Raw genomic sequence first — 24,796 nt, forward strand, 5'->3', positions numbered from 1 at the left:
CGGTCTCAGGCGGTCAGGTTGAGGCGGGCGAACAGGCGCGACAGCCAGGGCATGAAGCGCCATTGCAGGGCGCCCAGGTGCACTTCGCTGCCGACCTTGACCACCGGCTGGTTGCGTTCCACGGCGCGGGTGATGCGTTCGCCGACGGTGTCCGGGCTGAGCCGGCGCCGACGGTAGAAGCGCTGCACCCTGGCGCGGTGTTTCGTCTGTTGTTCGTCGTCCAGGCCGGCGAAGCGCGTGGCCTGGACGATGCCGGTGTCGACGAAGCCGGGGCACGCCGCGCTGACGCCGATGCCATTGCCCGCCAGCTCGGCGCGCAGGCATTCGCTGAGCATCAGCACCGCCGCCTTGCTGGTGGCGTAGGCCGGGTAGTTGCGCGACGGCGCGAAAGCCACGCCGGAAGCGACGTTGACCAGGTGCCCGCGTTTGCCGCTGTCGACCATCTGTTTGCCGAACAGCCGACAGCCGTCGATCACGCTCCACAGGTTGATGCGCAGCAGGCGCTCCCATTCCTGCGGGGTGGTCTTGAGCATCGGCCCGGCCATGCCGATGCCGGCATTGCTGACCACGATGTCGGGTACGCCGAGGCTGCTCTTCACCCACTGGGCGAAGCGTTCCATGGCCGCGCTGTCACCCACGTCCACGCAGTAGCTGTGGGCGCTGGCACCCACCGCGCGGGCCAGTTCGGCGCTGCGTTCGGCGGCGGCCGGGTCGATGTCCGCGGCCAGCACGCTGGCGCCGCGTTCGGCGAAGCTGAGCAGGGTCGAACGGCCGATGCCGCCGCCGGCTCCGGTGACCACCACCAGTTTGCCGGCGAAGGGGCCGGCGCCGGGTTTCAGCGCGGCGCGCTGCAGTTCCGGGGTGGCTTCGCCGCCTTCGATGTGGCTGACGAACTCGTCTATCCAGCGGCCCAGTTGCGCGGGATCAGCCAGCAACTGCCAGTGCCCGGCGGTGACGTCGCGGCGCCACAGGCGCGGCGCCCACAGAGAGAGTTGCTGGAACAATTGTTGGCCGACGTAGCGGTCGCGGGTCGGCACGATGAGTTGCACCGGCACCTCGGTGTGGCGCTTGCGCGGCTTGAAGATCGAGGTGATGAAGTTGGCGCGGTAGAGCTTCACGCCGTGTTCGCCGTCGCTGGCCTGGTGCGGGTTGCGCGACGGATTGCGGATGCCCTCGACCTTGCGCAGGTACTGCGGCCAGGCCCTGGCCGCGCCGAAGCGCCAGGACAGCGACGGCAGCAGCGGCAGGTGGAAGTAGTAGATGTACCAGGAGCTCACCAGCTGGCTGGCCATCTGCAGCAGCGCGCGCGGCGTCTTGCGGCGCAGGCGGTCACGCATCCAGAAGCCGACGTGGTCCAGGCACGGGCCGGAGACGCTGGTGTAGGAGGCGATGCGCGCGCGCAGTTGCGGATCGGTGACGCTTTCCCAGGTCTGGATCGAGCCCCAGTCGTGGGCCACCAGATGCACCGCGCGCTGCGGGCTGACGGCATCGAGCACGGCCTTCAGATCCTGGCTGAGCAGCTCCAGGCGGTAGTCGCGGGTCTTGCGCGGCTTGTCCGATTCGCCGGCGCCGCGCACGTCGTAGGCCACCAGTTGATAACGTCCGGACAGCTGGCGGATCAGCGGCAGCCAGACTTCATGGTTGTCCGGATAGCCGTGGACGAACAGCACCATCGGCAGGTGCGATTCACCCCAACGCCAGACGGCCAGGCGCACGTTGCCCGATTGCACGTCGAGGCGTTCCGGCGTCGGCAGGCTCTTCTCCAGCATCGCGTTCATGCCACCTCCCGCCGCGCCGGGGCGCTGATCAGGCCACGGGAAATCCAGCGGCGCACGTGGGGCAGGTCGTCGTCCAGCCAGTAGGCATCGTCCTCGGTGACCACCAGCAGCTCCTCGAACTTGGCGCCCACGCCGCGTAGGCCCAGGTGCGGTTCGACCGCCCAGAGGCCGGGAGTCGGCGCGTGCTGCGAGCGCTCGTTGCTCGACCACAGCGGCGACCAGCCTTCGCGCTTGCCGGTGATCAGGGCGTTCTTCATCAGCGTGGCGATGTTGCGCACGCCGAAGCGCGCCAGTGAGGGGCCGCTGTCCCGCGCGCCGAGTTTTTCCACGCGATGCGCCAGCACTTCGAAGGGGTAGGCCTTGTGCCGCGGCAGGGTGCCCTGGCGCTGGCAGAGGCGGTCCACCGACTGGCTGACCTGGGCCAGCGGCAGGCGCTGGCGCACCTGTTCGACGATCAGGTTGCGGTGCGCCAGCAGGTCGTCCATCAGCCGTTCCACCAGCAGGTTGTGGCCCAGCGCGCCGGAGTAGCCGACGTCGGCGGTGTAGGCGCCCAGGGTCGGCGCGCAGTCGAGGATGAAGGGCATGCCTTCCTCCAGGCGCTGCTTGCCGGGGTAGAAGGCCAGGTTGAAGCCGCCCAGGTGGCGCAGGCCGTCGAAGCCATTGAACGAGGTGCGCGGACCGAACCAGGCGAAGGGTTGGTGGAACCAGTCGCGCACGCCGTGATCGAGCAGCCAGGTCTTCATCAGGGCGGCGGTCTCGCGCTCGCTGATGCCCGGGCGCAGTTCGCCGGCAATGGTTTCGCAGCAGCGGTAGGCCAGTTGCTGTGTCGCGCGGAACTGCCGCAGGTCTTCGGGGGTGGGCACCCAGGCGCCTTGGGACATGACTTTCTCCAGGCTGATTGTTGTTATCGTTGCATCGATCGTGACATCGGTTGATGTCACGATCGATGCTGACCCATCAGCAAGCGTTGCGCCATGCCGTGCGTGCCGGGCCTGGAGTGTTACCGGCGCCCGGAGCCTCTGGCGGCGCGGGTTGTGGGAGGGGATGGGAAATTCGCGGGGCGCAGTTCCCGTCTTTGGTTGGGCTTGGCGGCTGTGTTGTGGATCACCCTGGAGCGGTTGCTTTGGATTGTTCTGAAGGCGCAACGGTGATTATCATCCGCCCCCATGAGCACACCCCTGAACCTCCTGCAGCGCCTGCTGCAACGCCCGGACGACGCGCCCTCCACGGCGGAGGAAGAGCGCGAGTACACGGTGGATGAGCTGGCCCGCGAGGGTGGCACCACGGTGCGCAACCTGCGCGCCTATCAGGATCGCGGCCTGCTGCCGCCGCCCGAGCGCCGTGGCCGCGCCGGGGTGTATTTCGCCAGCCATCTGCGTCGTCTGCGGCTGATCAATCGCCTGCTGGAGCGCGGCTACAACATCGCCAACATCAAGGAGCTGCTGGAGAGCTGGGAGAGCGGCCACGACCTGGACCACGTGCTCGGCCTCGACGAAGCCATCGTCGGCCCGTGGAACCTGGAGTCTCCCGGCAACATCGAGTTCAGTGACCTGCAGGCGCTGTTCGGCGATGAGCTCAATGACGCGGTGATCGACCAGGCGCTGGCGCAGGGCCTGCTGGCCTTCGACGGCGAGCGCATCAGCATTCCCAGTCCGCGCCTGTTCAATGCTGGCGTCGAGCTGTACTGCGCCGGTATCCCGCTGGCATCGCTGCTGGATCACCTGGCGGTGCTGCGCAGCGACACCGAACACCTCGCCGCTGGCATCGTGCGCCTGGTGGTGACCCATCTGGTGGACAAGCCCGGTGCCGACCTGCTGCCTGGCGCGGCGGACCTCGAGCGCCTCGCCGAAGTCTTCCAGCGCCTGCGCCCGGTGGCCGAGCAGGTGGTGCTGGTGGAACTGGCGCGCGGTCTGAAGCGTTCGGCCAACGAGATGCTCGGCGAGCGCGTCGGGGAAATCCTCCGGCGCCTGGAGACCCCGGAATAGGGGATCAGCTGGCTGCCTGAGCCAGCTTGCCGCGCAGCCAGCGTCGCGCCGGATCGTCCTCGCTGCTCTCCGACCAGATCTGCACGAAGTCGAAGGGTGCCAGTTTCAGCGGCGGCTCGAAGCTGGCCAGACCCTGGGCGTCGAGATCGTCCGGCAGCATGCGCGCGGCAATGGTCAGCACCAGATCGGTGCCCGCCAGCAGGCTTGGCGCCACGCTGAAATGCGGCACGGTGGCGGCCACCTGGCGGCGCCGGCCGAGTTTCTCCAGGTGGCTGTCGATTTCTTCCGCGGGGCTCTGCTGCAGGGCCACGCGCAGGTGCGGAGCGGCGAGGTAGTCGTCCAGGTCCAGGCGCTTTCTGTCGCCGAGGGTTTCGCGGGAACACAGGCAGGCGAAGCGTTCCTCGAACAGCCGCTGCACGCGCAGCCCCTCGGGCAGCATCGGGAAGACGCCCACGGCGCCATCCAGCTCGCCGCTCGCTACCTGTTCGGCCATGCCCACCCGCGAAGCCTGGCGCACGTCCAGGTGAATGCCCGGCGCCTCGCGACGCAGGATCGGCAGCAGCGCCGGCAGCACCACCCAGCTGCCGTAGTCGGACATGCCCAGGCGCAGCTCCAGCTCGGCGCTGGCCGGATCGAAGTCATCGCCCAGCACCAGCCGGCGTACGCCGCCGAGGATTTCGCGCAGCGGACCGGCCAGTTCGAAGGCGCGGCGGGTTAGCTGCATCTGGTTGCCGGCACGGATCAGCAGCGGGTCGTCGAGCAGGTCGCGCAGGCGGTTGAGCGCATGGCTCACTGCTGGTTGGGTCATGGCCAGCCGCTCGGCGGCGCGGGAGACGTGGCGCTCGTCCAGTAGTGCATCGAGGATCACCAGCAGATTGAGGTCGATGCGGCGAAGGTCATGAACTGGATGCATTCAGGGTGTACCGATCTTTCATTTCCATGAGTGGGGTGGATAGCAGAAGCTGAGGCCTATCGACAAGCCATGGAGACTTTTCAATGTCGAAACTGCTTCTGCTGTTGCCCGCCATTGGCGTGGGTGCGCTGGTTGCTTTGCAGGCCGGCAGCAACTCCTTGCTCGGCCGCCAGCTGGGCCATCCGCTGAGTGCCAGCCTGACGTCCCTGGGGGTGAGCCTGGCGGCGGTGATCATCGCGCTGCTGGCCTTTCGCGTGCCGCTTCCCGCCGCGGCCGGCATCGCCACCACGCCCTGGTGGGGCTGGCTCGGCGGGTTGTTCGGCGCGGCCTACCTGACGGTGGCGGTGATGCTGGCGCCGCAGCTGGGCGCGGCGACCTTCCTGGCCTGCGTGGTGGCGGGGCAGATGCTGATGTCGGCGCTTTGCGACCAGTTCGGTTGGGCTGGTTTTCCGGTGCGGAGATTGTCTGTGGAGGGGCTGTTGGCGGTCGGGTTGATCATTGCCGGGGTGGTGTTGCTGCAGTGGCGGGGGAGGGTGGTTTGAGGTGGGCGCGGAGCAGGTCTGGGAGACCCTCTCCCCAGCCCTCTCCCTTCGGAGCGGGGCGCGCAGCCAGGGTTAGGGAGAGGGTGCCGAGCCACCACTGAGGACCATCACCGCAAACTCAAATGCCGACTCAACAACGCCCGCAACGCCGCCGGCTTCACCGGCTTGGGCAGGAACTCCAGCCCCGCCGCGTGGATCTGTGCCACCAGTTCGGGGCGGGCGTCCGCGCTGATCACCACGCCGGGTACCGGTTCGCCCAGGCGGGTGCGCAGCCAGGCCATCAGGTCGGTGCCCAGTTCGCCGTCGTCCAGGTGGTAGTCGATCAATGCCAGCTGCGGCCGCGCATCGCCTTCCAGCAGCGCCTGGCATTCCTCGCGGCTGCGGGCGGTGAGCACGCGGCAGCCCCAGCGGGTCAGCAGGCTGTTCATGCCGGTGAGGATGCTGTCCTCGTTGTCGACGCAGAGCACCTGGGCGCCATTGAGCTGTTCCGGAGTTTCCACCTTGTGCCCGTTCAGCGGCGCCGGGGCCGGCTGGCGCGCCAGCGGCACGCTGACGCTGAACACGCTGCCCTTGCCCGGCCAGGAGCGGACTTCCAGGCGATGGCCGAGCACCTTGCACAGCCGATCGGCGATCGCCAGGCCCAGGCCCAGGCCCTTTTCCGCGCGGGTCTGGTGGCTGTCCAGGCGTTTGAATTCCTCGAAGATCACCTGCAGCTTGTCCGGCGGGATGCCTGGGCCGTGGTCCCAGACTTCCAGGCGCAGGTGTCCGGCCTCGCGGCGCACGCCCAGCAGCACGTGGCCCTTGGCGTAGCGGAAGGCGTTGGTGAGGAAGTTCTGCAGCACGCGGCGCAGCAGCTTGATGTCGCTTTCCACGCGCAGCTTGCTGCCGCGCACATGGAAGTCGATGCCGTGCTCCTGGGCCAGCACGCGGAACTCCACGCCGAGGGTGTCGTACAGGTTGCTCAGCGGGAAGGCCGCCACATCGGCGCTGACGCGGCCGCCCTCAAGGCGCGAGATGTCCAGCAGGTCGGTGATCAGGTCTTCGGCAGAGCGCAGAGACGAGTCCAGGTGGCGCACCAGTTCGGTGGCTTCCTCGGGCAGTTTTTCCTGGTGGGCGAGGGCGGCGGAGAACAGCCGTGCGGCGTTCAGCGGCTGCATCAGGTCGTGGCTGACGGCGGCGAGGAAGCGCGATTTCGACTGGTTCGCCGCCTCGGCCGTGCCCTTGGCTTCGGTGAGCGCCTGGTTGAGCTGGGACAGCTCGAAGGTGCGCTCCTGCACGCGCTGCTCCAGGCCTTCGTTGGCGTCCTTCAGGCCCTGCTCGGCGTCGCGGTAGTTGGTGATGTCGGTGAAGCTCATGACGAAGCCGCCGCCGGGCATCGGGTTGCCGATCAGCTCGATCACCCGGCCGTTGGGGAACAGCCGCTCGGAGGTGTGTGGCGTGCCCTGGCGCATCCAGTACAGGCGCTTGGCGACGTGCAGGTCGGGGTCGCCCGGCCCGCAGAGATTGCGCTCGGCGTTGTAGCGGATGATGTCGGCAATCGGCCGGCCGACGTAGATCAGGCCATCCGGATACTCGAACAGCTCGATGTAGCGATGGTTCCAGGCCACCAGGCGCAGCGACTGGTCGACCACGCTGATGCCCTGGGTGATGTTCTCGATGGCGCCCTGCAGCAGCGCGCGGTTGAACTGCAGCACCTCGGAGGCTTCGTCGGCGATCTTCACCACGTCCTCCACCTGCATCTCGCGGCCTTCGATGGCGGCCTTCACCACAGCGCGAGCGGAGGAGGCGCCGAGCACGCCGGCGAGCAGGCGTTCGGTGTGGGCGATCCACTCGTCGTTGGCATTCTGGCTGGGGGTGAAGCCCTTGCCCTGGCGGTAGGCGAAGCGAATGAAGCTCTGCCGTGCGCGCTCCTCGCCGACGAAGCGGGCGGCAAGCATCAGCAGGTCTTCCAGCTGCACCGCAAGCATCGAGCGCGAGCTGAGCTTCTGCGAGATTTCCTGGCCGATGAAGCGGCTGGCCTGCCAGTGCTCGGAGACGCGGGTGCGGGAGAACACCGAGACCAGCCCGAACAGCGCGAAGTTGCCGATCAGCGAGAGCAGCACGCCGAGGGTCAGCGGCTCGATGGACAGGCCGAACGGACGGCCGGCGAGCCAGGCCAGCCCGGGGAAGGTTTCCAGTGGCCAACCCAGGCCCTTGGCGACCACCGGCAACACCAGGGTATAGGCCCAGAGGAAGGAACCGGCGGCGAGGCCGGCGAACACGCCGCGGCGGTTGGCCTGCTTCCAGTACAGCGCGCCGATCATCGCCGGGCCGAGCTGGGCGATGGCGGCGAAGGCGATCTGGCCGATGGTGGCGAGGCTCGCGGTGGAGCCCAGCAGGCGGTAGCTGACGTAGGCCAGCAGGAGGATCAGCGCGATGCTCACCCGGCGCACGGTCAGCAGCCAGTGGCGGAACACCTCGAAGGGCTGCTCGGCCTCGCCTTTGCGGCGCAGCAGCCAGGGCAGCAGCATGTCGTTGGAAACCATGGTGGACAGCGCCACGCTGGCCACGATCACCATGCCGGTGGCCGCCGAAGCGCCACCGATGAAGGCCAGCAGGGCCAGCGCCGGATGCGCCTCGGCCAGCGGCAGGCTGATGACGAAGGAGTCGGGCATCACCCCGGACGGCAGGTGCATCTGCCCGGCGAGGGCGATGGGCACCACGAACAGCGCGGCCAGCACCAGGTAGATCGGGAACACCCAGCGCGCGAGATTGAGGTCACGCGGCTCGATGTTCTCCACCACCAGCACGTGGAACTGCCGCGGCAGGCACATGATCGCGGTCATCGCCACGCCGGTCTGCAGCAGCATGGCCGGCCAGTGCACGGTCTCCTTCCAGTACTCGGTGAGTTGCGGGGCGACGCGGGCCTTGTCCACCAGATCGCCGAAGCCGTCATAGAGGCCGTAGGTGACGAAGATGCCCACGGCGAGGAAGGCCGTGAGCTTGACCAGCGACTCGAAGGCAATCGCCAGCACCATGCCGCGGTGGTGCTCGGTGACGTCCAGGTTGCGGGTGCCGAAGACGATGGTGAACAGGGCGAGGATCAGCGACACGATCAGCGCCGTGTCCTGGGCACGGATACCGGTGGAGTCGGGGCCGGCGCCGATCAGCAGGTTCACCCCGAGGACGATGCCTTTGAGCTGCAGGGCGATGTAGGGCAGCACGCAGACCACGCAGATCAGCGCCACCACAACTGCCAGCGCCTGGGACTTGCCGTAGCGTGCGGCGATGAAGTCGGCGATGGAGGTGATGTTCTCCTGCTTGCTGATCATGATCATCTTCTGCAGCACCCAGGGCGCGAAGAGCATCAGCAACACGGGGCCGACATAGATCGGCAGGAACGACCAGAGCTGGTCGGCGGCCTGGCCGACGGCGCCGAAGAAGGTCCAGCTGGTGCAGTAGACTGCCAGGGACAGGCTGTAGACCCAGGCGCGGACACGTGGCGAAAGAGGGGCGCGCCGGCGGTCGCCATAGAACGCGATGGCGAACAGGACCGCCATGTAGAGCAGGGCGACCGTTGCGATCAGCCCACTGGACAACGACATGCTGACTCCGGAAGTGAACGGGCTCCCCCGCAGGAGCACTGGCAGCAGTTTCGCACCAAAGTCCGGAACTGTCAGACACCTGCTACCAATGTCTCAGTGGCGCCGTGTCGCGCCTCACACTTGAGGGCGGGGCGCCGGACTGGTAGCTTGCCGGCCTTTTCGCGGTCCGTCCGTCGTCAGCGCTCCGGCGCGCGGCACTTCAACGGGCCGCTACGCTCTGATAGGAGCGATGATTTCGCGTCGTGTGTCGAGGAGGGCGCCATGTTCAGACCGTTACCCATCACCTTGCAGCGCGGGGCCCTGCGCCTGGAGCCGATGGTGGAGGCCGACGTGCCGGACCTGGTGACGCTGGCGGAGCAGAACCGCGACGTCCTGCAGTTCATGAGCGCGCCGGGACGCCCTGACTGGTACCGCCAGGGCCTGGCCGACCAGCGCGAGGGCCGTGCGCTGCCGCTGGTGGTACGCCTGGGCAACCAGATCGTCGGCACCACGCGCTTCATGGACTTTCTCCCGGCGCTGCCGGCCTGCGAGATCGGCGCCACCTGGCTGGACCAGGGCCAGCACGGCAGCGGCCTCAACGCCACCATGAAGTACCTGATGCTGCGCCACGCCTTCGACAGCTGGAAGATGGTGCGCGTGCAGTTCAAGACCGCCGCCAGCAACGAACGCTCCCAGCGCGCCATCGAGAAGCTCGGCGCGGTGCGCGAAGGCGTGCTGCGCAACCACCGGCGCCTGGCCGGCGGGCGGCTGGACGACACCATCCTCTACAGCATCACCGATCAGGAATGGCCGCAGGTGAAGGCCGCGCTGGAAGCCGGTTTCAACGGCTGAGTGGTACTCTGTTCGCGGCTTCAAAACCCCTCACCCTAACCCTCTCCCCATGGGAGAGGGGACCGATTGGCGCAGGATGAAGCCGTTATGTCAGCCGGCACGGATTGCCCCCTCTCCCCTTGGGAGAGGGCTGGGGTGAGGGCAAGCACAGGCACAGAGTGCAGGTAATGGCTCGGCGTTTAGATCATTCCAGGGCGGAGTAGCGCATGGCAGAACACGACGCAAGCGGCGAACGCACCCGCTTCTGGCGCGCCCAGGAGCTGGGCGGCGTCGAGCTGCTGCATGCGCGCTACATCGAGCAGGTGTTCTCGCCCCACGTCCATGAAGGCTTCGCCTTCGTCATGATCGAGCAGGGCGCGCAGCGCTTCCACCATCGCGGCGCCGAGCATTTCGCCCCGGCCGGCAGCGTGGTGCTGATCAACCCCGATGAGGTGCATACCGGCTCCAAGGCCGATGAGGCCGGCTGGCGCTACCGTGGTTTCTACCCGGAGCTGGCGCAGGTCGCCGGCGTGCTGCAGGAACTGGAGCTGGGCGGAAGCGGTACGCCGTCCTTCGATGCCAGCGTGGTGTTCGATCCGCAACTGGTGCAGGCGCTGTTTGCCGCCCACCGCCTGCTGGACTCCGACGCCAGCGTGCTGCAGCGCCAGACCTGCTGGCGCGAGGCGCTGCTGTTGCTGTTCCAGCGTCACGCGCGGATTCCCGAGGCACCGCCTGCGGGCAACGAACCCCTGGCCGTGGCGCGCGCCCGCGAGCTGCTCGGCTCGCGGCTGATGGAGCCGCCGTCGCTGGAGGAACTGGCCGTCGCCGTCGGCCTGTCGCCCTTCCACTTCGCCCGGGTGTTCCGCAAGGCTACCGGCCTGCCGCCCCATGCCTGGCTCAAGCAGCGCCGGCTGGAACAGGCGCGGGCGCTGCTCAAGCAGGGCTGCATGCCGGTGAATGTGGCCATGCAGCTGGGCTTCGCCGACCAGAGCCACCTCAGCCGGCAGTTCAAGCAGGCCTACGGCGTCGGCCCCGGCGAGTACCGCCAGGCTTGCGCAAGGTCGCAGCGTCTGGCCTGATCGGCGCCCAGGGGAAGCGCGCGTTTTCCCGGATTTGTGTGAATAATGTGGCTTCGCTCCACGCCGTTGCCGTCATATCCGTGCTGTCATCCCGGCCCGAGGCCGCTACGCAGGTAAACAAGGACGATGTCTCAACATTCGCAATTCGCCCTGCTGGGCACCAAGCGATTCCTGCCCTTCTTCATCACCCAGCTGCTGGGTGCCTTCAACGACAACATCTTCAAGCAGTCGCTGATCCTGGCGATCCTCTACCACCTCACCGTCGGCGGTGACCGCAACCTGCTGGTCAACCTCTGCGCGCTGTTGTTCATCCTGCCGTTCTTCCTGTTCTCCGCCCTGGGTGGACAGTTCGGCGAGAAGTACAACAAGGACGCGCTGATGCGTGCGCTGAAGCTGGCCGAGATCGTCATCATGGCGGTGGGCGCTGCGGGCTTCGTGTTCGGCAGCCTGCCGTTGCTGTTCCTGGCGCTGTTCGCCATGGGCACCCACTCGGCGCTGTTCGGACCGGTGAAGTACTCGATCCTGCCGCAGCACCTGCGCGAGGACGAACTGGTGGGCGGCAACGCCCTGGTGGAAATGGGCACCTTCCTCGCCATCCTCTGCGGCACCATCGGTGCAGGCGTGCTGATGTCGCGGCAGGACTATGCGGCAGGCGTCGGCGCCGCCGTGGTGCTGGTGGCCGTCTGCGGCTTCCTTGCCAGCCGCAGGATTCCCCGCGCCGCCGCCGCGCTGCCGGAGCTGAAGGTCGACTGGAACATCTTCCGCCAGTCCTGGAGCATCCTCCTGCTCGGCCTGCGCCAGCGCCCGGCGGTGTCGCGCTCGCTGGTGGGCAACTCGTGGTTCTGGTTCCTCGGCGCGGTCTACCTGACGCAGATCCCGACCTACGCCAAGGAACTGCTGCACGGTGACGAGAGCGTGGTGACGCTGATCCTCACGGTGTTCTCGGTGGGGATCGCGCTGGGCTCGATGCTTTGCGAAAAGCTCTCCGGCAAGAAAGTGGAGATCGGCCTGGTGCCCTTCGGCTCCATCGGCCTGAGCCTGTTCGGCATCCTGCTGTGGTGGCATTCGGGCGGCTTCCCGCAGGGCGAGCAGCCGTACAACTGGCTGGCGGTGCTGGAACATTCGCAGTCCTGGGCGGTGCTGGCGGACATCCTCGGCATCGGCGTCTTCGGCGGCTTCTATATCGTGCCGCTGTACGCGCTGATCCAGGCGCGCACCGAGGAGGACAAGCGCGCGCGGGTGATCGCTGCGAACAACATCCTCAACGCGCTGTTCATGGTGGTTGCGGCGATCGTCTCGATCCTGCTGCTGTCGGTGGCGAAGCTGTCGATCCCCGAGCTGTTCCTCGTGCTCTCGCTGATGAACGTCGCGGTGAACGTGTACATCTTCAAGATCGTGCCCGAGTTCACCATGCGCTTCCTGGTGTGGCTGCTGACCCACTCGATGTACCGGGTCGATCACCGTAACCTGGACGTTATCCCCGATGAAGGCCCGGCAGTACTGGTGTGCAACCACGTGTCCTTCGTCGATGCGCTGCTGATCGCCGGCTCCGTGCGGCGCCCGGTGCGCTTCGTCATGTACTACAAGATCTTCCGCATCCCGGTGCTCAACTTCATCTTCCGCACCGCGGGCGCCGTGCCCATCGCCGGGCGCAACGAGGACGCGGCGACCTACGAGAAGGCTTTCGCCAAGGTTGCCGAATACCTGCGTGAAGGGGAGCTGGTGTGCATCTTCCCCGAGGGCATGCTGACCCTGGACGGCGAGATGAACGAGTTCCGCGGTGGCGTGGAGCGCATCATCGAGGAGACTCCGGTACCGGTGATTCCGATGGCGCTGCAGGGACTGTGGGGCAGCTTCTTCAGTCGCGATCCGCAGAAGGGCTTCCTGCGCCGGCTGTGGTCGCGGGTCTGCCTGGTGGCCGGCCAGCCGGTGGCCCCTGAAGAGGCCAAGCGCCTGCTGCTGCAGGAACAGGTCGCGGTCCTGCGCGGCGCGGCGCGCTGACATTTTCCATTACGGAAAGAGCGGCAAAGAAAAAGCCCCGGCAATGCCGGGGCTTTTTCGTGGCGCAGGACGAGGATCAGATAACCTGAACTTCGTCAGCCTGCAGGCCTTTCTGGCCTTCAACAACGATGAAGGAGACCTTCTGGCCTTCCTGCAGCGACTTGAAGCCATTGCCCTGGATGGAGCGGAAGTGAACGAATACGTCGTTGCCGCTTTCCGGGGTGATGAAGCCGAAGCCTTTAGCGTCATTGAACCACTTGACGGTGCCGGTCTGACGATTGGACATGGAGATACACCTTGAACAATTGAAGATTGTTTTGCGGAAAAGGTCCGCGCTCGTCCTGAGTTGCAAGGTGCAATCGAAGCCGGTTGGCGGGGTATGGCCCCACCAGGTCACGAGCCACAGTGACCCTAGCAAACACAGTGGCCCGCAGCATACCGACAAATTTTCGGGAAAGCGACAGCCCGCCGGTATCGGGAACCGATACAGCGTCAGTGGCTCAATTTCAGGCCGACCAGTCCGCACAGGATCAGCAACACACTGATAATGCGCATCGGCGCCATGGACTCGCCGAACAGCACGATACCGACGATCACGGTGCCCACTGCGCCGACGCCGGTCCAGATGGCGTAGGCGGTGCCCAGCGGCAGGTTGCGCATGGCCAGGCCGAGCAGGCCCATGCTGGTGATGATCGCCAGGATGGTCAGCGCGGTGGGTATCGGGCGGGTGAAACCTTCGGTGTACTTCAGGCCAACGGCCCAGCCGACTTCGAACAGGCCGGCGACGAACAGAATGATCCAGGACATGGAGCTCTCCAGACGGTGGATGGATACGAAGGGCCGTCCCCGCTGGAGCACCGGAAGGTGGTGAGGTCGTCCTCACAATGTGCATTATTTTGCACAATATCCGGGCGCCGGGCAACCCGGCGCCGGGTTTCTGCCCTATTGCGGGGCCTTTTCGCGGACCGCTGGTTCGTCGGTCATGCGGCGGAACCAGGTGGAAAGCGTAGCGCCGGAGATGTTGTGCCACACGCTGAACAGCGCACTGGGCACCGCCGCCAGCGGCGAGAAGTGCGCACTGGCCAGGGCGGCGCCAAGGCCGGAGTTCTGCATGCCGACTTCCAGCGCCAGCGACTTGCGCTGCGCCAGCGGCAGGCCGAAGACTTTGGCGGTGAAGTAGCCGAGCAGGAAGCCGAAGCCGTTGTGCAGGATCACCACGGCCATGATCAGCAGGCCGGATTCGGCGATCTTCGCCTGGCTGGCGGCGACCACCGCGGCGACGATGATCACGATGGACACCACCGAGATCAGCGGCAGCACGTCGACCACGTGACGGACCCGCGCCCCGAGCAGGCGCTGGGCGACGATGCCGAGGACGATGGGTACCACGACCACCTGCAGGATCGACCAGAACAGCGCACCGAAGGACACCGGCAGCCAGGCCGAGGCCAGCAGCCAGATCAGCGCGGGAGTGAGCAGCGGGGCGAGGAGGGTGGTGACGCCGGCGATGGCCACCGACAAAGCCAGGTCGCCGCGCGACAGCCAGGTCATCACGTTGGACGCGGTGCCGCTGGGGCAACAGCCGACCAGGATGACGCCCACGGCGATCTCCGGCGGCAGGTGCATGAGCTGGCAGAGCAGCCAGGCCATGCCGGGCATGATGACGAAGTGGGCGATCACGCCGAGGGTGACGCGCCAGGGATGCCGGGCGACTTCGGCGAAATCCTCGACCTTGAGCGTCAGGCCCATGCCAAACATCACCACGCCGAGCATCGGCACGATGGCAGCCGTGAGCGGCGTGAAGAGAGAGGGAACGAAGAACGCCAGGATGGCGAACAGCAGCACCCAGAGGGCGAAGGTGTTGCCCATGAAGCGGCTGAGCAGGGTGAGAGCACGCATGGGCCTTCCTTCTTTTTATGGGGGCCTTTTCCAATCAGAGGCGCCGCGCGGACGCGGCGCCTGCCGGGGCATCAGATGCCTTCGGGCATTGCCTCGCCACCGAGTGCTTCGATCAGCGCCGGGATGAACTCGGCGAAGGTCAGCATCATCAGGGTGAAGCTGGCGTCGAGCTGGCCGAGGGCGTCTTCGCCGCCGTCCTGCTCGGCCTTCTCCTGCAGCATGTCCTCGAAGCGCAGGCGCTTGATCGCCACCTTGTCGTCGAGGACGAAGGACAGCTTGTCCGACCAGGCCAGGGATAGCTGGGTGACCAGCTTGCCGGAGGTCAGGTGCAGCTGGATTTCCTCGCTGGTCAGGTCCTGGCGCTTGCAACGCACCACCCCACCGTCTTCGTGGGTGTCGCGCAGCTCGCACTCATCCAGCACGAAGAAGTCGCCGGCGGCTTCCTGGGTCTTCACCCAGTCGGTCAGGGTGGCGGTCGGCGCGGTCTTCACGGTCAGCGGGCGCACCGGCAGCGAGCCCAGGGCTTCGCGCAGGGTGGAGAGCAGGTCTTCGGCCTTCTTCGCGCTGGAGGTGTCGACCAGGATCAGGCCCAGGCTCGGGGCGATGGCGGCGAAGGTTGCCGAACGACGGATGAAGGCGCGCGGCAGCAGGGTCTGGACGATCTCGTCCTTCAGCTGGTCGCGTTCCTTCTTGTAGACCTTGCGCATCTGCGCGCCTTCGATCTCGTCGACCTTCTCCTTCAGTGCGTCACGCACGACGCTGCCGGGGAGAATTCGCTCTTCCTTGCGCGCGCTGACCAGGAAGAAGCCTTCGCTGGCGTGCACCAGCGGTGCATCCGGGCCCTTGCCGAACGGCGCGGAGAAACCATAGGTAGTCAGTTCCTGGCTGGCGCAGGGGCGCGCCGGCTTGCTGGCCAGGGCCTTCTCCAGGGCATCGGCGTCGATCTGCAGATCCTGGGTGAGTCGGTATACGAGCAGGTTGCGGAACCACATGAGGGGCTAACTCCTGGACACAAAGGACCCATTATTCCGTTCGGCGCGGTCCAGGCCAACCCCGTTTCGTCATTCGCCCTGTTCATCTAAGCCTTTGGAACATCTGAAAATTTTTTTCATCCGGGGGCTTGCCAGGGTTCAATGTCCTCCGTAGAATGCGCCCCACTTCGAGACGAAGGGTGATTAGCTCAGCCGGGAGAGCATCTGCCTTACAAGCAGAGGGTCGGCGGTTCGATCCCGTCATCACCCACCACTCGAGGTCCGACGCAGCGGTAGTTCAGTCGGTTAGAATACCGGCCTGTCACGCCGGGGGTCGCGGGTTCGAGTCCCGTCCGCTGCGCCACAATTCGAAAAGCCCTCAGGTAGCAATACCTGAGGGCTTTTTCTTTGCCTGCCTTTTATACCTTCCTACGAAAGCCCCCATCGAAAGTTGCCCGCTTCGATCACTGCGATTGCGTGCTGGCCGTCTGACTTATCCTGTTAATTTTCCTATAAGTTTGCTGTGGGAACTTCTCCCGCGGTAGTGGTTCCTATTGCCCATAGCCACTGGCCACGAGCGCCTGATAAGCTCGCGGCTTCATTACTTCAGCCATGACGGCGCAAAGACAAGGATTCAGCATGAAACAACATCGGTTGGCGGCAGCGATCGCGCTGGTCGGCCTGGTTCTCGCGGGCTGCGACAAACAGGCCGCCGAAGTGGAACTCAAGACTCCTGCGCAGAAAGCCTCCTACGGCATCGGCCTGAACATGGGCAAGAGCCTCGCCCAGGAAGGCATGAATGACCTGGATTCGAAAGCCGTCGCCCTGGGTATCGAAGACGCCGTCGGCAAGCAGAAGCAGAAGCTGACCGACGAAGAGCTGACCGAGGCCTTCACCGCCCTGCAGAAGCGCGCTGAAGAGCAGGTCGCCAAGAAGAATTCCGAGGCGCTGGAAGCCGGCAAGAAATTCCTCGCCGAGAACGGCAAGCGTGACGGCGTGGTCACCACCAAGTCCGGCCTGCAGTATGAAGTCGTGAAGAAAGCCGACGGCGCGCAGCCCAAGGCCACCGACGTGGTCACCGTTCACTATGAAGGCAAGCTGGTCGATGGCACCGTGTTCGACAGCTCCATCCAGCGTGGCAGCCCGATCGACCTGCCGGTCGGCGGCGTGATCCCGGGTTGGGTCGAAGCCCTGCAACTGATGCACGTCGGCGAGAAGATCAAGCTGTTCATCCCCAGCGAGCTGGCCTACGGCGCGCAGAGCCCGAGCCCGACCATCCCGGCCAATTCGGTCCTGGTGTTCGACCTGGAGCTGCTGGCGATCAAGGACCCGAACCAGCCTGAAGCCGAAGCTCCTGCTCCGGCCGCGGAAGCGCCCAAGCAGTAACTGAGTACCTTCGTACCAGAGAAAACGCCCCGTTACCCACGGGGCGTTTTCATTTTTGCAGGAAGGGCTCTGGAACGGCGCGCTGACCGTCGGGTCTGAAAGGGAGTAACCTGGGCCCTGGTGTTACCCTTATGCACATATATGACGCAGTTGAAACAATGTCCTCCCCTTGACATTGACGAGCCCATCGCTTAGCCGCAACTGCATGATTTTTAACGCATTTGTAAGGCTGAACAAAAAATCGCCGATCTGTCTGCAGCCCTCATGGGGCGGGCGTTTGGGCGATATCGAGGGTGGCTTTCAACAGAGTTATCCACAGGAAAGGTGGATAACCTGAACCTGCCCTGTAAGAATTTTCCTTTTGAGGTGAACCCATGAAAAAGCCTCCGGGATTCGACCGCTTCCTGAAGCTGGCCAGCCGCTTTATCGCCGGTGGCCGGGTGCCTGCGCTGCTGTTCGCGGTGGCGCGCAAGAGTGGCCGGATGAAACTGGCGGGGAGCGATCTGAAGCTGCTCCAGGAACTGCTGGTGGCCTGGGTGCGCGGTGATTATCGCGGCCTCAGTTCCCAGGCCCTGCTGTCGGTGGTGGCGGCCTTGCTGTACTTCCTTTCGCCGGTGGATCTGGTGCCGGACTGGCTGTTCGGTGTCGGCTTCCTCGACGACCTCGCCGTGCTGGCTTGGGTAGTGCGCCGCTGGCAGTCGGAGATCGATGCGTTCAAGGTCTGGCGCGACGGCCAGGGCGTGGAAACCCGCGAAGCGCTCAAGCGGCTGCCGTCGCCCGAAACGCTTCAGCGCCTCTGACGCAGTCGCGCACTCTGCTCGCCGAGCAGGCGCTGGATCGAGCCGTCATCCACCATGGCCTGCAGCAGGGCGTCCAGGCGCTCGGCAGGGACCGGCAAGGACGGCCCGTAGGAGCAGTGGATCGAGTAGCGCTGCAGGCTGCTGCGGTTGATCGCCACCGGTAGCGCGGCATGCTCTGCCAGGAGGAATTCCAGCGGCCGGCGCATGTCGATCAGCGCGTCCAGGCGCCCGGCTTCGAGCATGTGCAGGCGGGTGTCGAGGTCGCGCACGTCGTCGCGCTTGGCCCGGCCTTCGGCGAAGGCCTGCATCAGCGCGGCGGGGTAGACATAGCCCAGGCTGGTGCCGACGCGGACCCCGCTGATCTGCGGCAGGTCCTGCAGCGGCGGGCGGTCGGCGCGCTGCGCCAGGGCGTCCTCTTCCTCGAACAGGCTGGGCGACCAGTGCAGCTTCTGCGGGGCCTTCATCCACTGCGGATTGTTGATGCACTGCAGGTCGATGGAGCCCTGTGCGAGGGCCGGCTCGACCCGCTTGTCCGGCGTCTCGACGAAGCGCACCGCCAGTCCCAGGCGCTGGCCGACGCGCTCGCCCAGGTCGCGGATGAAGCCAGGGGCCAATTCATGGTCGATACTTTCCGCGTAGGGCATGCCGTTGCTGGGCGAATAGCCCCAGCGCAGTTCTTCGGCGCCGCACAGGGCGCTGGCCAGGCAAAGGCAGATCGGAAGGATGCGCTGCAAGTCGGTCCCCGCGTCGGTGGGTGTGACGGCCGCAGCAGTATAGCCGGCACAGGCGCCCGCCAGGCTGTTAAGATGGCCGCCTGCAAGGAGTGTTGTCATGAACGTGCAAGTGATAATGCGTGACGGCGAAGCGGAGTACGCCGTAGTTCCCTGGGCCGAGTATCAGGCATTGCTGGCCGCCGCCGGACGAGGCTCCGCCCAATTGGTCAAACCGGCTGCCGCGCCAGTGTTTGACGAGAAGCCGGACTGGAAAAAACTGCGTGAAGCCCGCGGCCTGTCCCTCGAGGCGCTGGCGCGTTCGGTGGGCGTCAGCCCGTCCTATCTGGAGATGATCGAGAGCGGCGAGCGCGAAGCCAGCGACGCCATCCAGCATGGCCTGCGTCGTGCCCTGGGCACTGGGGAGTCGGCTTCTTGAGCGTGCAGATCAGTCGCAAGCATTGGGAAGGCCTGCTCGGCGAGCTGGAAGATGCCCGCCGCCAGCGCCATCTGTTGACCTACCGGGCGCTGATCGAGCGCCTGCAATTGCCGACTCCGGCGATGACCGTACTGACCGCCGCGCTGGAGCACCTAGCGGCGCTGGATGCCCGCGCCGGCCGACCGCTGCGCAGTTCGCTGGTGATCAGCCAGGGCGCCAGTCGCCTGCCGCGCACCGGATTCTTCGAGTGCGTCGAACGTCTGGGGCGTTTTTCCGGCGCGCCGGATGGCCCGGCGGCGGCTGGCTGGCATGCGGCGGAAGTGGTGCGGGTGTTCGAGTTCGAGTACCCCGAGGAGCTCTGACGTGGCGACACCCCGCGAGCTGTTCTGGCGTTTGCGTGCGCGCTTGAGTTACGCCGTGGCGCGTCGCCTGATGGGCTGGCCGTGGATGGTGCGCCAGCCGCGCTCTTGGGCCTGGATGCAGGGGCAGTTCTCGCGCATGGCCGCCCTGGGCGATGTCGGCGCCCAGAGTTTCTACGGGCACCTGCTGCTGTTCCGTGGCCAGGGCCTGGGTGCCCGCGAGGAAGGTCTGCGGTTGCTCCGCCTGGCCGCCGCGGCGGGCGATCACAAGGCGGCCTATCAGGTCGGCGTGCAATCGCTCAAGGGCGATACCCGCCATGCCGGTGATGCGCAGGAGGCTGCTCGCTTCTGGAGTCAGGCCGCCGAAGCGGGTCACCCGCTGGCGGCACGCAGGCTCGGCGAGCTGTACCGCAGTGGCGGACCCGGACTTGAGCCGGATGGCGCCCAGGCCGAGCGCTACGAGGCGCGCGCCCGCCAGCTCGGGCTCTGAATCACTCCGCGGTAAGCACGTGCAGGCTGTAGCCGGGCATTTCCTTGGCGTGCCGCTTGGCTTCCGAGGCCATGCCGGCCAGCTGGCTGGCATCCAGGCGCTGGCCGGCGCCACTCTTCACGTGCACCACGCCGATCGACAGTGACAGCAGCGGATACTCCTCGCGTCGCCCCTGGCGGTTGTGGGAGACGAAGCAGCCTGCTTCCAGGTGTTCGCGGCTGTAGAAGCGCCGGCACTGGCCCTGGAAATCCTCCAGCAGGTGATCGAGCCGCTCGCGCCAGTCCGGCGTCCCCAACACCAGCATGAAGTCGTCGCCGCCGATGTGGCCGACGAAGTCCCGCGTCGGGTCGACGCGCTCGCCCAGGCACTGCGCCAGGCACAGCAGCACTTCGTCGCCGCGTGCGTAGCCGTAGAGGTCGTTGAAGGGCTTGAAGCTGTCGATGTCGACGTAGCACACCACTGCTTCGCGCCCTTGTTGCAGTACGCGTGTCAGGCACTGCTGGATCGGCACGTTGCCCGGCAGCAGGGTCAGCGGGTTGGCATGGCGGGCCTGGCGGATCTTCAGCTCGGTGATCAGCTTGAGCACGTCGATGACCCGTCCCAGGCCCAGGTAGCGGCCGTTCAGGGTGATGATGAAATCTTCCTCGATACGCTGCCGCGCGCGGCTGGTGAGCAGGCGGCTGACCTGTTGCAGGGACTGGCTGCGCTCCACCGCGAGGAAGTCGCTGCTCATCAGTCGGCTGATCGGTTTGCGCGCATACAGCTCCGGCGCAAACGGCTTGAGCAGGGCGTCGGACAGCGCATGGCGATGGACGATGCCGACCGGCTGGTCGTGGCGGTCGAGCACCGCCAGGGAGTTCAGGTTGGCCTGGGCGCGGAAGGCCTCCAGCACATCGCCGATGGGTGTGCTGTCAGGGACCGCCGGCTGCTCCATGAGCAGCGGCTGGAGGTCGGATTGATCTTCGGCAAGCAGCGAGCCGGCATTGTCGACTTCCGGCAGCAGGCTGCGCGCATCGCGCGGCGGAGTCTCGGCGGGACGGCCGAGCAGGTAGCCCTGCACCAGGTCCACGCCCATTTCCGACAGCACCGCCAGTTCCTCGGGAATCTCGATGCCTTCGGCGATCACCTGGGCGCGGGAGGCGTGGGCCATCTTCAGGATCGAGCCGACGAACTCGCGCTTCACCGCATCCAGGTGGATGCCTTCGATGAAGTGACGGTCGATCTTCACGTAGTCCGGGCGCAGTTCGGACCACAGGCGCAGGCTGGAGTAGCCGGCGCCCAGGTCGTCCAGGGCGATAGAGAAGCCCATGGCGCGGTAGTGGTGCAGCGCGGTGTCGAGCAGGTTGTAGTCTTCGATGGGGGTCTGCTCGGTCAGCTCGATCACCACGTCGCTGGGCGAGATGCCGAAGGTCTGCAACAGCTGCAGGGTGCGGCCGGGCTGGTGGGTCGGCTCCAGCAGCGACTCGGGCGAGACGTTGAGGAACAGCTTGCCGGCCAGCCGCAGGTCGCGAAAGCGCGCGCAGGCCTTGCGTCGACAGAGCAGTTCCAGCTGGCTCAGGCGGCCGCTGCTGCGGGCGATGCTGAACAGCGGCAGGGGAGAATGCAGGGGGCCGTTGGACGGGCCGCGGGTGAGGGCTTCGTAGCCCACCAGGCGCCTTTCGGAGAGCGACAGGATGGGCTGGAACAGGCAGTGCAGGTCGCCGTGAGCGAGGATCTGATCCAGTGCGCTCAACTGCTCGGTGACGGTCATGACGGTTCTCGGTGGCTGGAATAGCAAAAGGCCGGTATACCGGCCCTTTGCATTTCACGACAGCGTCATGACTGTTTCATTACAGCTGCTCAGTGTTTGGCGACCTGGGAGTCCAGATTCAGGAAATCGATCAGGATGTGCCCGGACTCGGTCAGGTAGGCGTCGTCCTCCGGCTTGGTCTTGTCCTCTTCCGGCAGGGCGTTCTCGTCTTCCTTCTTCAGCTCCTTGAGCGGCTCCTGGCCCTTGGATTTGCGCAGGGCATTCTCCATGGCCAGCTGGCGGTTCTCGATGCTGGTCTGCTGGGCACGACGCTTGGCTTCGTTGAGGCTGACGGTCTTCTCCTTCATCAGCTCCTGGGCCAGCGCCAGGCGCTCGCGGGCGTAGACGAAGTCGGCGTTGTGCTCGGTGCGTGCATCGTGACGGCTGCGCAGCTGGTCGAGGAACGGCTTGAACGGATCGGCCTGGGCCTTGAGCACCGGCTTGATGGTGTCCCACGGCATGGAGTCGGGCAGGGCGCTCTCGCCGATTTCCTTGTCGTCGACGATGGACGGATAGCCGATGTCCGGGATCACGCCCTGGTGCTGGGTGCTCTGGCCGGAGACGCGGTAGAACTTGGCCAGGGTCAGCTTCAGCTCGCCATGGTTGAGCGGCTGGATGGTCTGCACGGTGCCCTTGCCAAAGGTCTGGCCGCCGACGATCAGTGCGCGGTGGTAGTCCTGCATGGCGCCGGCGAAGATCTCCGAAGCCGAGGCGGACAGGCGGTTGACCAGCACGGTCATCGGGCCGGTGTAGAAGGCCTTGCCCTCGTCGTCATTGAGCACGTCGACGCGGCCGTCGCTGTTGCGCACCAGCACGGTCGGACCCTGGTCGATGAACAGGCCGGTCAGCTCGGTGGCTTCCTGCAGGGAGCCGCCGCCGTTGTTGCGCAGGTCGATGACGATGCCGTCGACCTTGTCCTTCTGCAGCTCGCCGATCAGCTTCTTGACGTCGCGGGTGGTGGACTTGTAGTCCGGATCGCCAGCGCGGTAGGCCTTGAAGTCGAGGTAGAACGCCGGCACGTCGATGATGCCCAGCTTGTAGTTCTTGCCTTCGTGGTCAATGGTGATTTCCGACTTCTTCGCCGCCTGGTCTTCCAGCTTCACCGCCTCGCGGGTGATGGTGACGATCTTGCTGGTCTGGTCGTTCGGCGCGTTGGTCGACGGAATCACTTCCAGGCGGACCTGCGAGCCTTTCGGACCGCGGATCAGCTTGACCACTTCATCCAGGCGCCAGCCGACCACGTCGACCATCTCGCCCTTGCCCTGGGCAACGCCGATGATCTTGTCGGAGGTAGCGATCTGCTTGCTCTTCTCGGCGGGGCCGGCGGGAACGAGGCGCACGACCTTGACGTAGTCGTTGTCGCTCTGCAGCACCGCGCCGATGCCTTCCAGCGAGAGGCTCATGTTGATGTCGAAGTTTTCCGCGCTGTCCGGCGACAGGTACTGGGTGTGCGGATCGTAGGTCTGGGCGAAGGCGTTGATGTAGGCCTGGAAGATGTCTTCGCTGCGGGTCTGCTCCAGGCGCATCAGCTGATTCTTGTAGCGCTTGGTCAGCTGTTCCTGGATGGCCTTGTTGTCCTTGCCGGCGATCTTCAGGCGCAGGACCTCGTCCTTCACCTTCTTGCGCCACAGGTCGTCCAGCGCGGCGCTGTCCTTGGCCCAGGGCGACTTCTCGCGGTCGATTTCCAGCGACTCGTCCTTGGTGAAGTCCATCTTGTCGACGCCCTTGTTCAGGGTCGCCAGGGCGAAGTCCAGGCGCTCTTTCAGGCGGTCCAGGTGACGCTTGTAGATGGTGAAGCCGGGTTCCAGCTCGCCACTCTTGAGGAAGTCGTCGAACTGGGTGCGCCAGGGCGCGAACTGGTCGATGTCGGCCTGGGTGAAATACATCCGCGCCGGATCGAGGGTCTTCAGGTAGCTGTCGTAGATTTTCGCCGAGCGCTCGTCGTTCAGCGGCGGCTTGTTGTAGTGATGGCGCTTGAGCAGCTCAACGATGTTGAGGCTGGCGATCACCTGATCCCGGTCGGGCTGCAGGCCGTCCCAGACATTCGGGCTGGTGGTAGCCGCGAACGAGGAAAAGGCGGTTGCGCCGAGGATGAACAACAGGGCGGTACGGGGCAAAAATCGCTTCATGCTGATTCGACTGATCGCGGAGTTATGACGCATATTAGGCCTTAATTGGCGGCGCCGGGTTCAATCGCAGGTGAATTCGGCGCGAAGAAAGGGCCCGACCTTACGGATCGGGCCCTGCGAAGTCACTATGGAGGCAGCGTGAACGCATTGCAAGGCATCGAAGGGCGAGTGGAGTGGGCCGAGCGGCCGAACCCGACTTGCGCACAGGGACAGATCCGCATCCAGGTCGCCGCCGCGGGACTCAACCGTGCCGACCTGTTGCAGGTGGCGGGTCTCTATCCGCCGCCGCCGGGGGCCAGCGACATCATCGGCCTGGAATGTTCCGGGGTGGTGACCGAGGTCGGCGCCGGCAGCACCTGGCAGGTGGGTGACCGGGTCTGCGCGCTGCTGGCCGGTGGCGGCATGGCCGAGGAAGTGGTGGTGGACCAGCGCCACGCGTTGCCCGTACCTGCCGGCCTGAGTCTGGCCGAGGCCGCGGCACTGCCGGAGGTGTACGCCACCGCCTGGCTCAACCTGTTCATGCTCGGCGCGCTGCAGCCGGGCGAAAAGGTCCTGCTGCATGCCGGTGCCAGCGGTGTCGGCTCGGCCGGTATCCAGCTGTGCAAGGCCTTCAACAGCCCGTGCTGGGTCAGCGTCGGTTCCGCCGAGCGCCTGGCCTATTGCGAGGCGCTGGGTGCCGAGGGCGGCGCCTTGCGTGGTGAGAACCTCGAATCGCTGCGGGATTTCGCACCGTTCGACGTGATCCTCGATCCGGTGGGGGCGAACTACGCCAGGCTCGACCTGGAAATCCTCGGCCGCGACGGTCGCTGGGTGGTCATCGGCCTGATGGGCGGGCGCAAGGCCGAGCTGGACCTCGCCTTGCTGCTGGGCAAGCGCATCCAGCTGATCGGCTCGACCCTGCGCTCGCGCGACGCCGACTTCAAGGCACAGCTGATCGCCGAGCTGGGGCAGAAAGTCTGGCCGTTGTTCGAAACCGCCAAACTGAGTCCTCAGCTGGAGCGCACCTTCCCGATCAGCGACGCGCAGAGTGCGTTCGACGCGCTGGCGAGCAACCAGGTGCAGGGCAAGGTGGTGGTGGTGATCGACGAAAGCCTGGTCTGACGAGGGTTCGCGAGCAAGCTCGCTCCTGCCA

21 protein-coding genes, 2 tRNA genes and 1 pseudogene are annotated in these 24,796 nt (G+C 66.0%); 13 read left to right on the plus strand and 11 right to left on the minus strand.

Going from position 1 to position 24,796, the window contains the following annotated elements; translation table 11 throughout:
• Positions 1-5 precede the first annotated feature (5 nt).
• Both HNP46_RS13810 and HNP46_RS13815 read right to left on the minus strand, forming a co-directional pair.
• On the minus strand, positions 6-1,778 hold the full coding sequence (locus HNP46_RS13810) for an SDR family oxidoreductase (RefSeq protein ID WP_184589761.1): 1,773 nt from the start codon (positions 1,776-1,778) through the stop codon (positions 6-8).
• Positions 1,775-2,659, minus strand: a complete 885-nt coding sequence (locus HNP46_RS13815; protein ID WP_184589763.1) for a M24 family metallopeptidase — start codon at positions 2,657-2,659, stop codon at positions 1,775-1,777. The genes HNP46_RS13810 and HNP46_RS13815 overlap by 4 nt, the downstream gene beginning before the upstream one ends.
• A 285-nt stretch (positions 2,660-2,944) precedes the next feature.
• Between HNP46_RS13815 and HNP46_RS13820 the strand changes: the two genes are divergently transcribed.
• A complete protein-coding gene (locus HNP46_RS13820; protein ID WP_260403164.1) occupies positions 2,945-3,763 on the plus strand; it encodes a MerR family transcriptional regulator in 819 nt (272 codons plus the stop codon).
• Positions 3,764-3,767: 4 nt separating this feature from the next.
• Here HNP46_RS13820 and HNP46_RS13825 read toward each other — a convergent pair whose 3' ends face one another.
• Positions 3,768-4,676 (minus strand): LysR family transcriptional regulator, encoded by a 909-nt coding sequence (locus tag HNP46_RS13825; RefSeq protein ID WP_184589765.1) that lies wholly within the window; start codon positions 4,674-4,676, stop codon positions 3,768-3,770.
• Between the two features lie 83 nt (positions 4,677-4,759).
• On the opposite strand from HNP46_RS13825, the gene HNP46_RS13830 reads away from it, so the two are divergent.
• The gene (locus HNP46_RS13830; RefSeq protein ID WP_184589767.1) at positions 4,760-5,218 is read left to right on the plus strand and encodes a DMT family transporter; all 459 of its coding nucleotides are present in this window, start codon (positions 4,760-4,762) and stop codon (positions 5,216-5,218) included.
• A gap of 107 nt (positions 5,219-5,325) precedes the next feature.
• On the opposite strand, the gene HNP46_RS13835 is transcribed toward HNP46_RS13830, so the two are convergent.
• Positions 5,326-8,802, minus strand: a complete 3,477-nt coding sequence (locus tag HNP46_RS13835) for a PAS domain-containing hybrid sensor histidine kinase/response regulator (RefSeq protein WP_184589768.1) — start codon at positions 8,800-8,802, stop codon at positions 5,326-5,328.
• Between the two features lie 244 nt (positions 8,803-9,046).
• On the opposite strand from HNP46_RS13835, the pseudogene HNP46_RS13840 reads away from it, so the two are divergent.
• The 3 genes and pseudogenes from HNP46_RS13840 to HNP46_RS13850 all read left to right on the plus strand — a co-directional run bounded on the left by HNP46_RS13840 (position 9,047) and on the right by HNP46_RS13850 (position 12,692).
• Positions 9,047-9,633, plus strand: a pseudogene (locus HNP46_RS13840) (GNAT family N-acetyltransferase).
• 206 nt (positions 9,634-9,839) lie between these two features.
• Entirely contained in the window at positions 9,840-10,691 is an 852-nt protein-coding gene (locus tag HNP46_RS13845) for an AraC family transcriptional regulator (RefSeq protein WP_184589771.1), read from the plus strand.
• A 126-nt stretch (positions 10,692-10,817) separates the two neighbouring features.
• Complete coding sequence (locus HNP46_RS13850; RefSeq protein ID WP_184589772.1) at positions 10,818-12,692, plus strand: MFS transporter; 1,875 nt, start codon at positions 10,818-10,820, stop codon at positions 12,690-12,692.
• Between the two features lie 76 nt (positions 12,693-12,768).
• Here the strand turns inward: HNP46_RS13850 and HNP46_RS13855 are convergent, their stop codons facing one another.
• From HNP46_RS13855 to rdgC, 4 genes are all read right to left on the minus strand, one after another.
• On the minus strand, positions 12,769-12,978 hold the full coding sequence (locus tag HNP46_RS13855; protein ID WP_015478234.1) for a cold-shock protein: 210 nt from the start codon (positions 12,976-12,978) through the stop codon (positions 12,769-12,771).
• 206 nt (positions 12,979-13,184) lie between these two features.
• On the minus strand, positions 13,185-13,499 hold the full coding sequence (sugE, locus tag HNP46_RS13860) for a quaternary ammonium compound efflux SMR transporter SugE (protein WP_184589773.1): 315 nt from the start codon (positions 13,497-13,499) through the stop codon (positions 13,185-13,187).
• 135 nt (positions 13,500-13,634) lie between these two features.
• Complete coding sequence (locus HNP46_RS13865; protein WP_184589774.1) at positions 13,635-14,591, minus strand: bile acid:sodium symporter family protein; 957 nt, start codon at positions 14,589-14,591, stop codon at positions 13,635-13,637.
• Positions 14,592-14,662: 71 nt separating this feature from the next.
• Complete coding sequence (rdgC, locus tag HNP46_RS13870) at positions 14,663-15,583, minus strand: recombination-associated protein RdgC (RefSeq protein ID WP_184589775.1); 921 nt, start codon at positions 15,581-15,583, stop codon at positions 14,663-14,665.
• A 177-nt stretch (positions 15,584-15,760) separates the two neighbouring features.
• Between rdgC and HNP46_RS13875 the strand changes: the two genes are divergently transcribed.
• The 4 genes from HNP46_RS13875 to HNP46_RS13890 all read left to right on the plus strand — a co-directional run bounded on the left by HNP46_RS13875 (position 15,761) and on the right by HNP46_RS13890 (position 17,748).
• Positions 15,761-15,836, plus strand: a tRNA-Val gene (locus HNP46_RS13875).
• A gap of 13 nt (positions 15,837-15,849) precedes the next feature.
• A tRNA-Asp gene (locus HNP46_RS13880) sits at positions 15,850-15,926 on the plus strand.
• Positions 15,927-16,201: 275 nt separating this feature from the next.
• The gene (locus HNP46_RS13885) at positions 16,202-16,948 is read left to right on the plus strand and encodes an FKBP-type peptidyl-prolyl cis-trans isomerase (protein ID WP_184589776.1); all 747 of its coding nucleotides are present in this window, start codon (positions 16,202-16,204) and stop codon (positions 16,946-16,948) included.
• Between the two features lie 374 nt (positions 16,949-17,322).
• Entirely contained in the window at positions 17,323-17,748 is a 426-nt protein-coding gene (locus HNP46_RS13890) for a YkvA family protein (protein WP_184589778.1), read from the plus strand.
• Here the strand turns inward: HNP46_RS13890 and HNP46_RS13895 are convergent.
• Complete coding sequence (locus HNP46_RS13895) at positions 17,736-18,482, minus strand: substrate-binding periplasmic protein (protein ID WP_260403165.1); 747 nt, start codon at positions 18,480-18,482, stop codon at positions 17,736-17,738. The two genes, HNP46_RS13890 and HNP46_RS13895, sit on opposite strands and share 13 nt — an antisense overlap.
• 97 nt (positions 18,483-18,579) lie before the next feature.
• On the opposite strand from HNP46_RS13895, the gene HNP46_RS13900 reads away from it, so the two are divergent.
• The 3 genes from HNP46_RS13900 (at position 18,580) to HNP46_RS13910 (ending at position 19,746) form a co-directional block, all read left to right on the plus strand.
• Complete coding sequence (locus tag HNP46_RS13900; protein ID WP_184589782.1) at positions 18,580-18,897, plus strand: helix-turn-helix domain-containing protein; 318 nt, start codon at positions 18,580-18,582, stop codon at positions 18,895-18,897.
• Positions 18,894-19,259, plus strand: a complete 366-nt coding sequence (locus HNP46_RS13905; protein WP_184589784.1) for a hypothetical protein — start codon at positions 18,894-18,896, stop codon at positions 19,257-19,259. The genes HNP46_RS13900 and HNP46_RS13905 overlap by 4 nt, the downstream gene beginning before the upstream one ends.
• 70 nt (positions 19,260-19,329) lie before the next feature.
• A complete protein-coding gene (locus HNP46_RS13910) occupies positions 19,330-19,746 on the plus strand; it encodes a sel1 repeat family protein (protein ID WP_260403169.1) in 417 nt (138 codons plus the stop codon).
• Position 19,747: 1 nt separating this feature from the next.
• On the opposite strand, the gene HNP46_RS13915 is transcribed toward HNP46_RS13910, so the two are convergent.
• Together HNP46_RS13915 and HNP46_RS13920 are read right to left on the minus strand one after the other, a co-directional pair.
• Positions 19,748-21,496, minus strand: coding sequence for a bifunctional diguanylate cyclase/phosphodiesterase (locus tag HNP46_RS13915; protein WP_184589788.1), 1,749 nt, complete (start codon positions 21,494-21,496; stop codon positions 19,748-19,750).
• An 89-nt stretch (positions 21,497-21,585) separates the two neighbouring features.
• Complete coding sequence (locus tag HNP46_RS13920; RefSeq protein WP_184589790.1) at positions 21,586-23,664, minus strand: carboxy terminal-processing peptidase; 2,079 nt, start codon at positions 23,662-23,664, stop codon at positions 21,586-21,588.
• A gap of 138 nt (positions 23,665-23,802) precedes the next feature.
• On the opposite strand from HNP46_RS13920, the gene HNP46_RS13925 reads away from it, so the two are divergent.
• On the plus strand, positions 23,803-24,765 hold the full coding sequence (locus HNP46_RS13925) for an NAD(P)H-quinone oxidoreductase (protein WP_184589792.1): 963 nt from the start codon (positions 23,803-23,805) through the stop codon (positions 24,763-24,765).
• The last annotated feature ends 31 nt before the right edge of the window (positions 24,766-24,796 follow it).

The sequence above is a fragment of the Pseudomonas nitroreducens genome (assembly GCF_014204515.1).
GTDB classification, from domain to species: Bacteria; Pseudomonadota; Gammaproteobacteria; order Pseudomonadales; family Pseudomonadaceae; genus Pseudomonas; species Pseudomonas nitritireducens_A.

Bases quoted from the DNA above. Each gene is read 5' to 3' on its own strand.
- HNP46_RS13810 (WP_184589761.1), bottom strand. From the start codon at position 1,778: ATGAACGCGATGCTGGAGAAGAGCCTGCCGACGCCGGAACGCCTCGAC.
- HNP46_RS13815 (WP_184589763.1), bottom strand. From the start codon at position 2,659: ATGTCCCAAGGCGCCTGGGTGCCCACCCCCGAAGACCTGCGGCAGTTC.
- HNP46_RS13820 (WP_260403164.1), top strand. From the start codon at position 2,945: ATGAGCACACCCCTGAACCTCCTGCAGCGCCTGCTGCAACGCCCGGAC.
- HNP46_RS13825 (WP_184589765.1), bottom strand. From the start codon at position 4,676: ATGCATCCAGTTCATGACCTTCGCCGCATCGACCTCAATCTGCTGGTG.
- HNP46_RS13830 (WP_184589767.1), top strand. From the start codon at position 4,760: ATGTCGAAACTGCTTCTGCTGTTGCCCGCCATTGGCGTGGGTGCGCTG.
- HNP46_RS13835 (WP_184589768.1), bottom strand. From the start codon at position 8,802: ATGTCGTTGTCCAGTGGGCTGATCGCAACGGTCGCCCTGCTCTACATG.
- HNP46_RS13845 (WP_184589771.1), top strand. From the start codon at position 9,840: ATGGCAGAACACGACGCAAGCGGCGAACGCACCCGCTTCTGGCGCGCC.
- HNP46_RS13850 (WP_184589772.1), top strand. From the start codon at position 10,818: ATGTCTCAACATTCGCAATTCGCCCTGCTGGGCACCAAGCGATTCCTG.
- HNP46_RS13855 (WP_015478234.1), bottom strand. From the start codon at position 12,978: ATGTCCAATCGTCAGACCGGCACCGTCAAGTGGTTCAATGACGCTAAA.
- sugE (WP_184589773.1), bottom strand. From the start codon at position 13,499: ATGTCCTGGATCATTCTGTTCGTCGCCGGCCTGTTCGAAGTCGGCTGG.
- HNP46_RS13865 (WP_184589774.1), bottom strand. From the start codon at position 14,591: ATGCGTGCTCTCACCCTGCTCAGCCGCTTCATGGGCAACACCTTCGCC.
- rdgC (WP_184589775.1), bottom strand. From the start codon at position 15,583: ATGTGGTTCCGCAACCTGCTCGTATACCGACTCACCCAGGATCTGCAG.
- HNP46_RS13885 (WP_184589776.1), top strand. From the start codon at position 16,202: ATGAAACAACATCGGTTGGCGGCAGCGATCGCGCTGGTCGGCCTGGTT.
- HNP46_RS13890 (WP_184589778.1), top strand. From the start codon at position 17,323: ATGAAAAAGCCTCCGGGATTCGACCGCTTCCTGAAGCTGGCCAGCCGC.
- HNP46_RS13900 (WP_184589782.1), top strand. From the start codon at position 18,580: ATGAACGTGCAAGTGATAATGCGTGACGGCGAAGCGGAGTACGCCGTA.
- HNP46_RS13910 (WP_260403169.1), top strand. From the start codon at position 19,330: ATGGGCTGGCCGTGGATGGTGCGCCAGCCGCGCTCTTGGGCCTGGATG.
- HNP46_RS13915 (WP_184589788.1), bottom strand. From the start codon at position 21,496: ATGACCGTCACCGAGCAGTTGAGCGCACTGGATCAGATCCTCGCTCAC.
- HNP46_RS13920 (WP_184589790.1), bottom strand. From the start codon at position 23,664: ATGAAGCGATTTTTGCCCCGTACCGCCCTGTTGTTCATCCTCGGCGCA.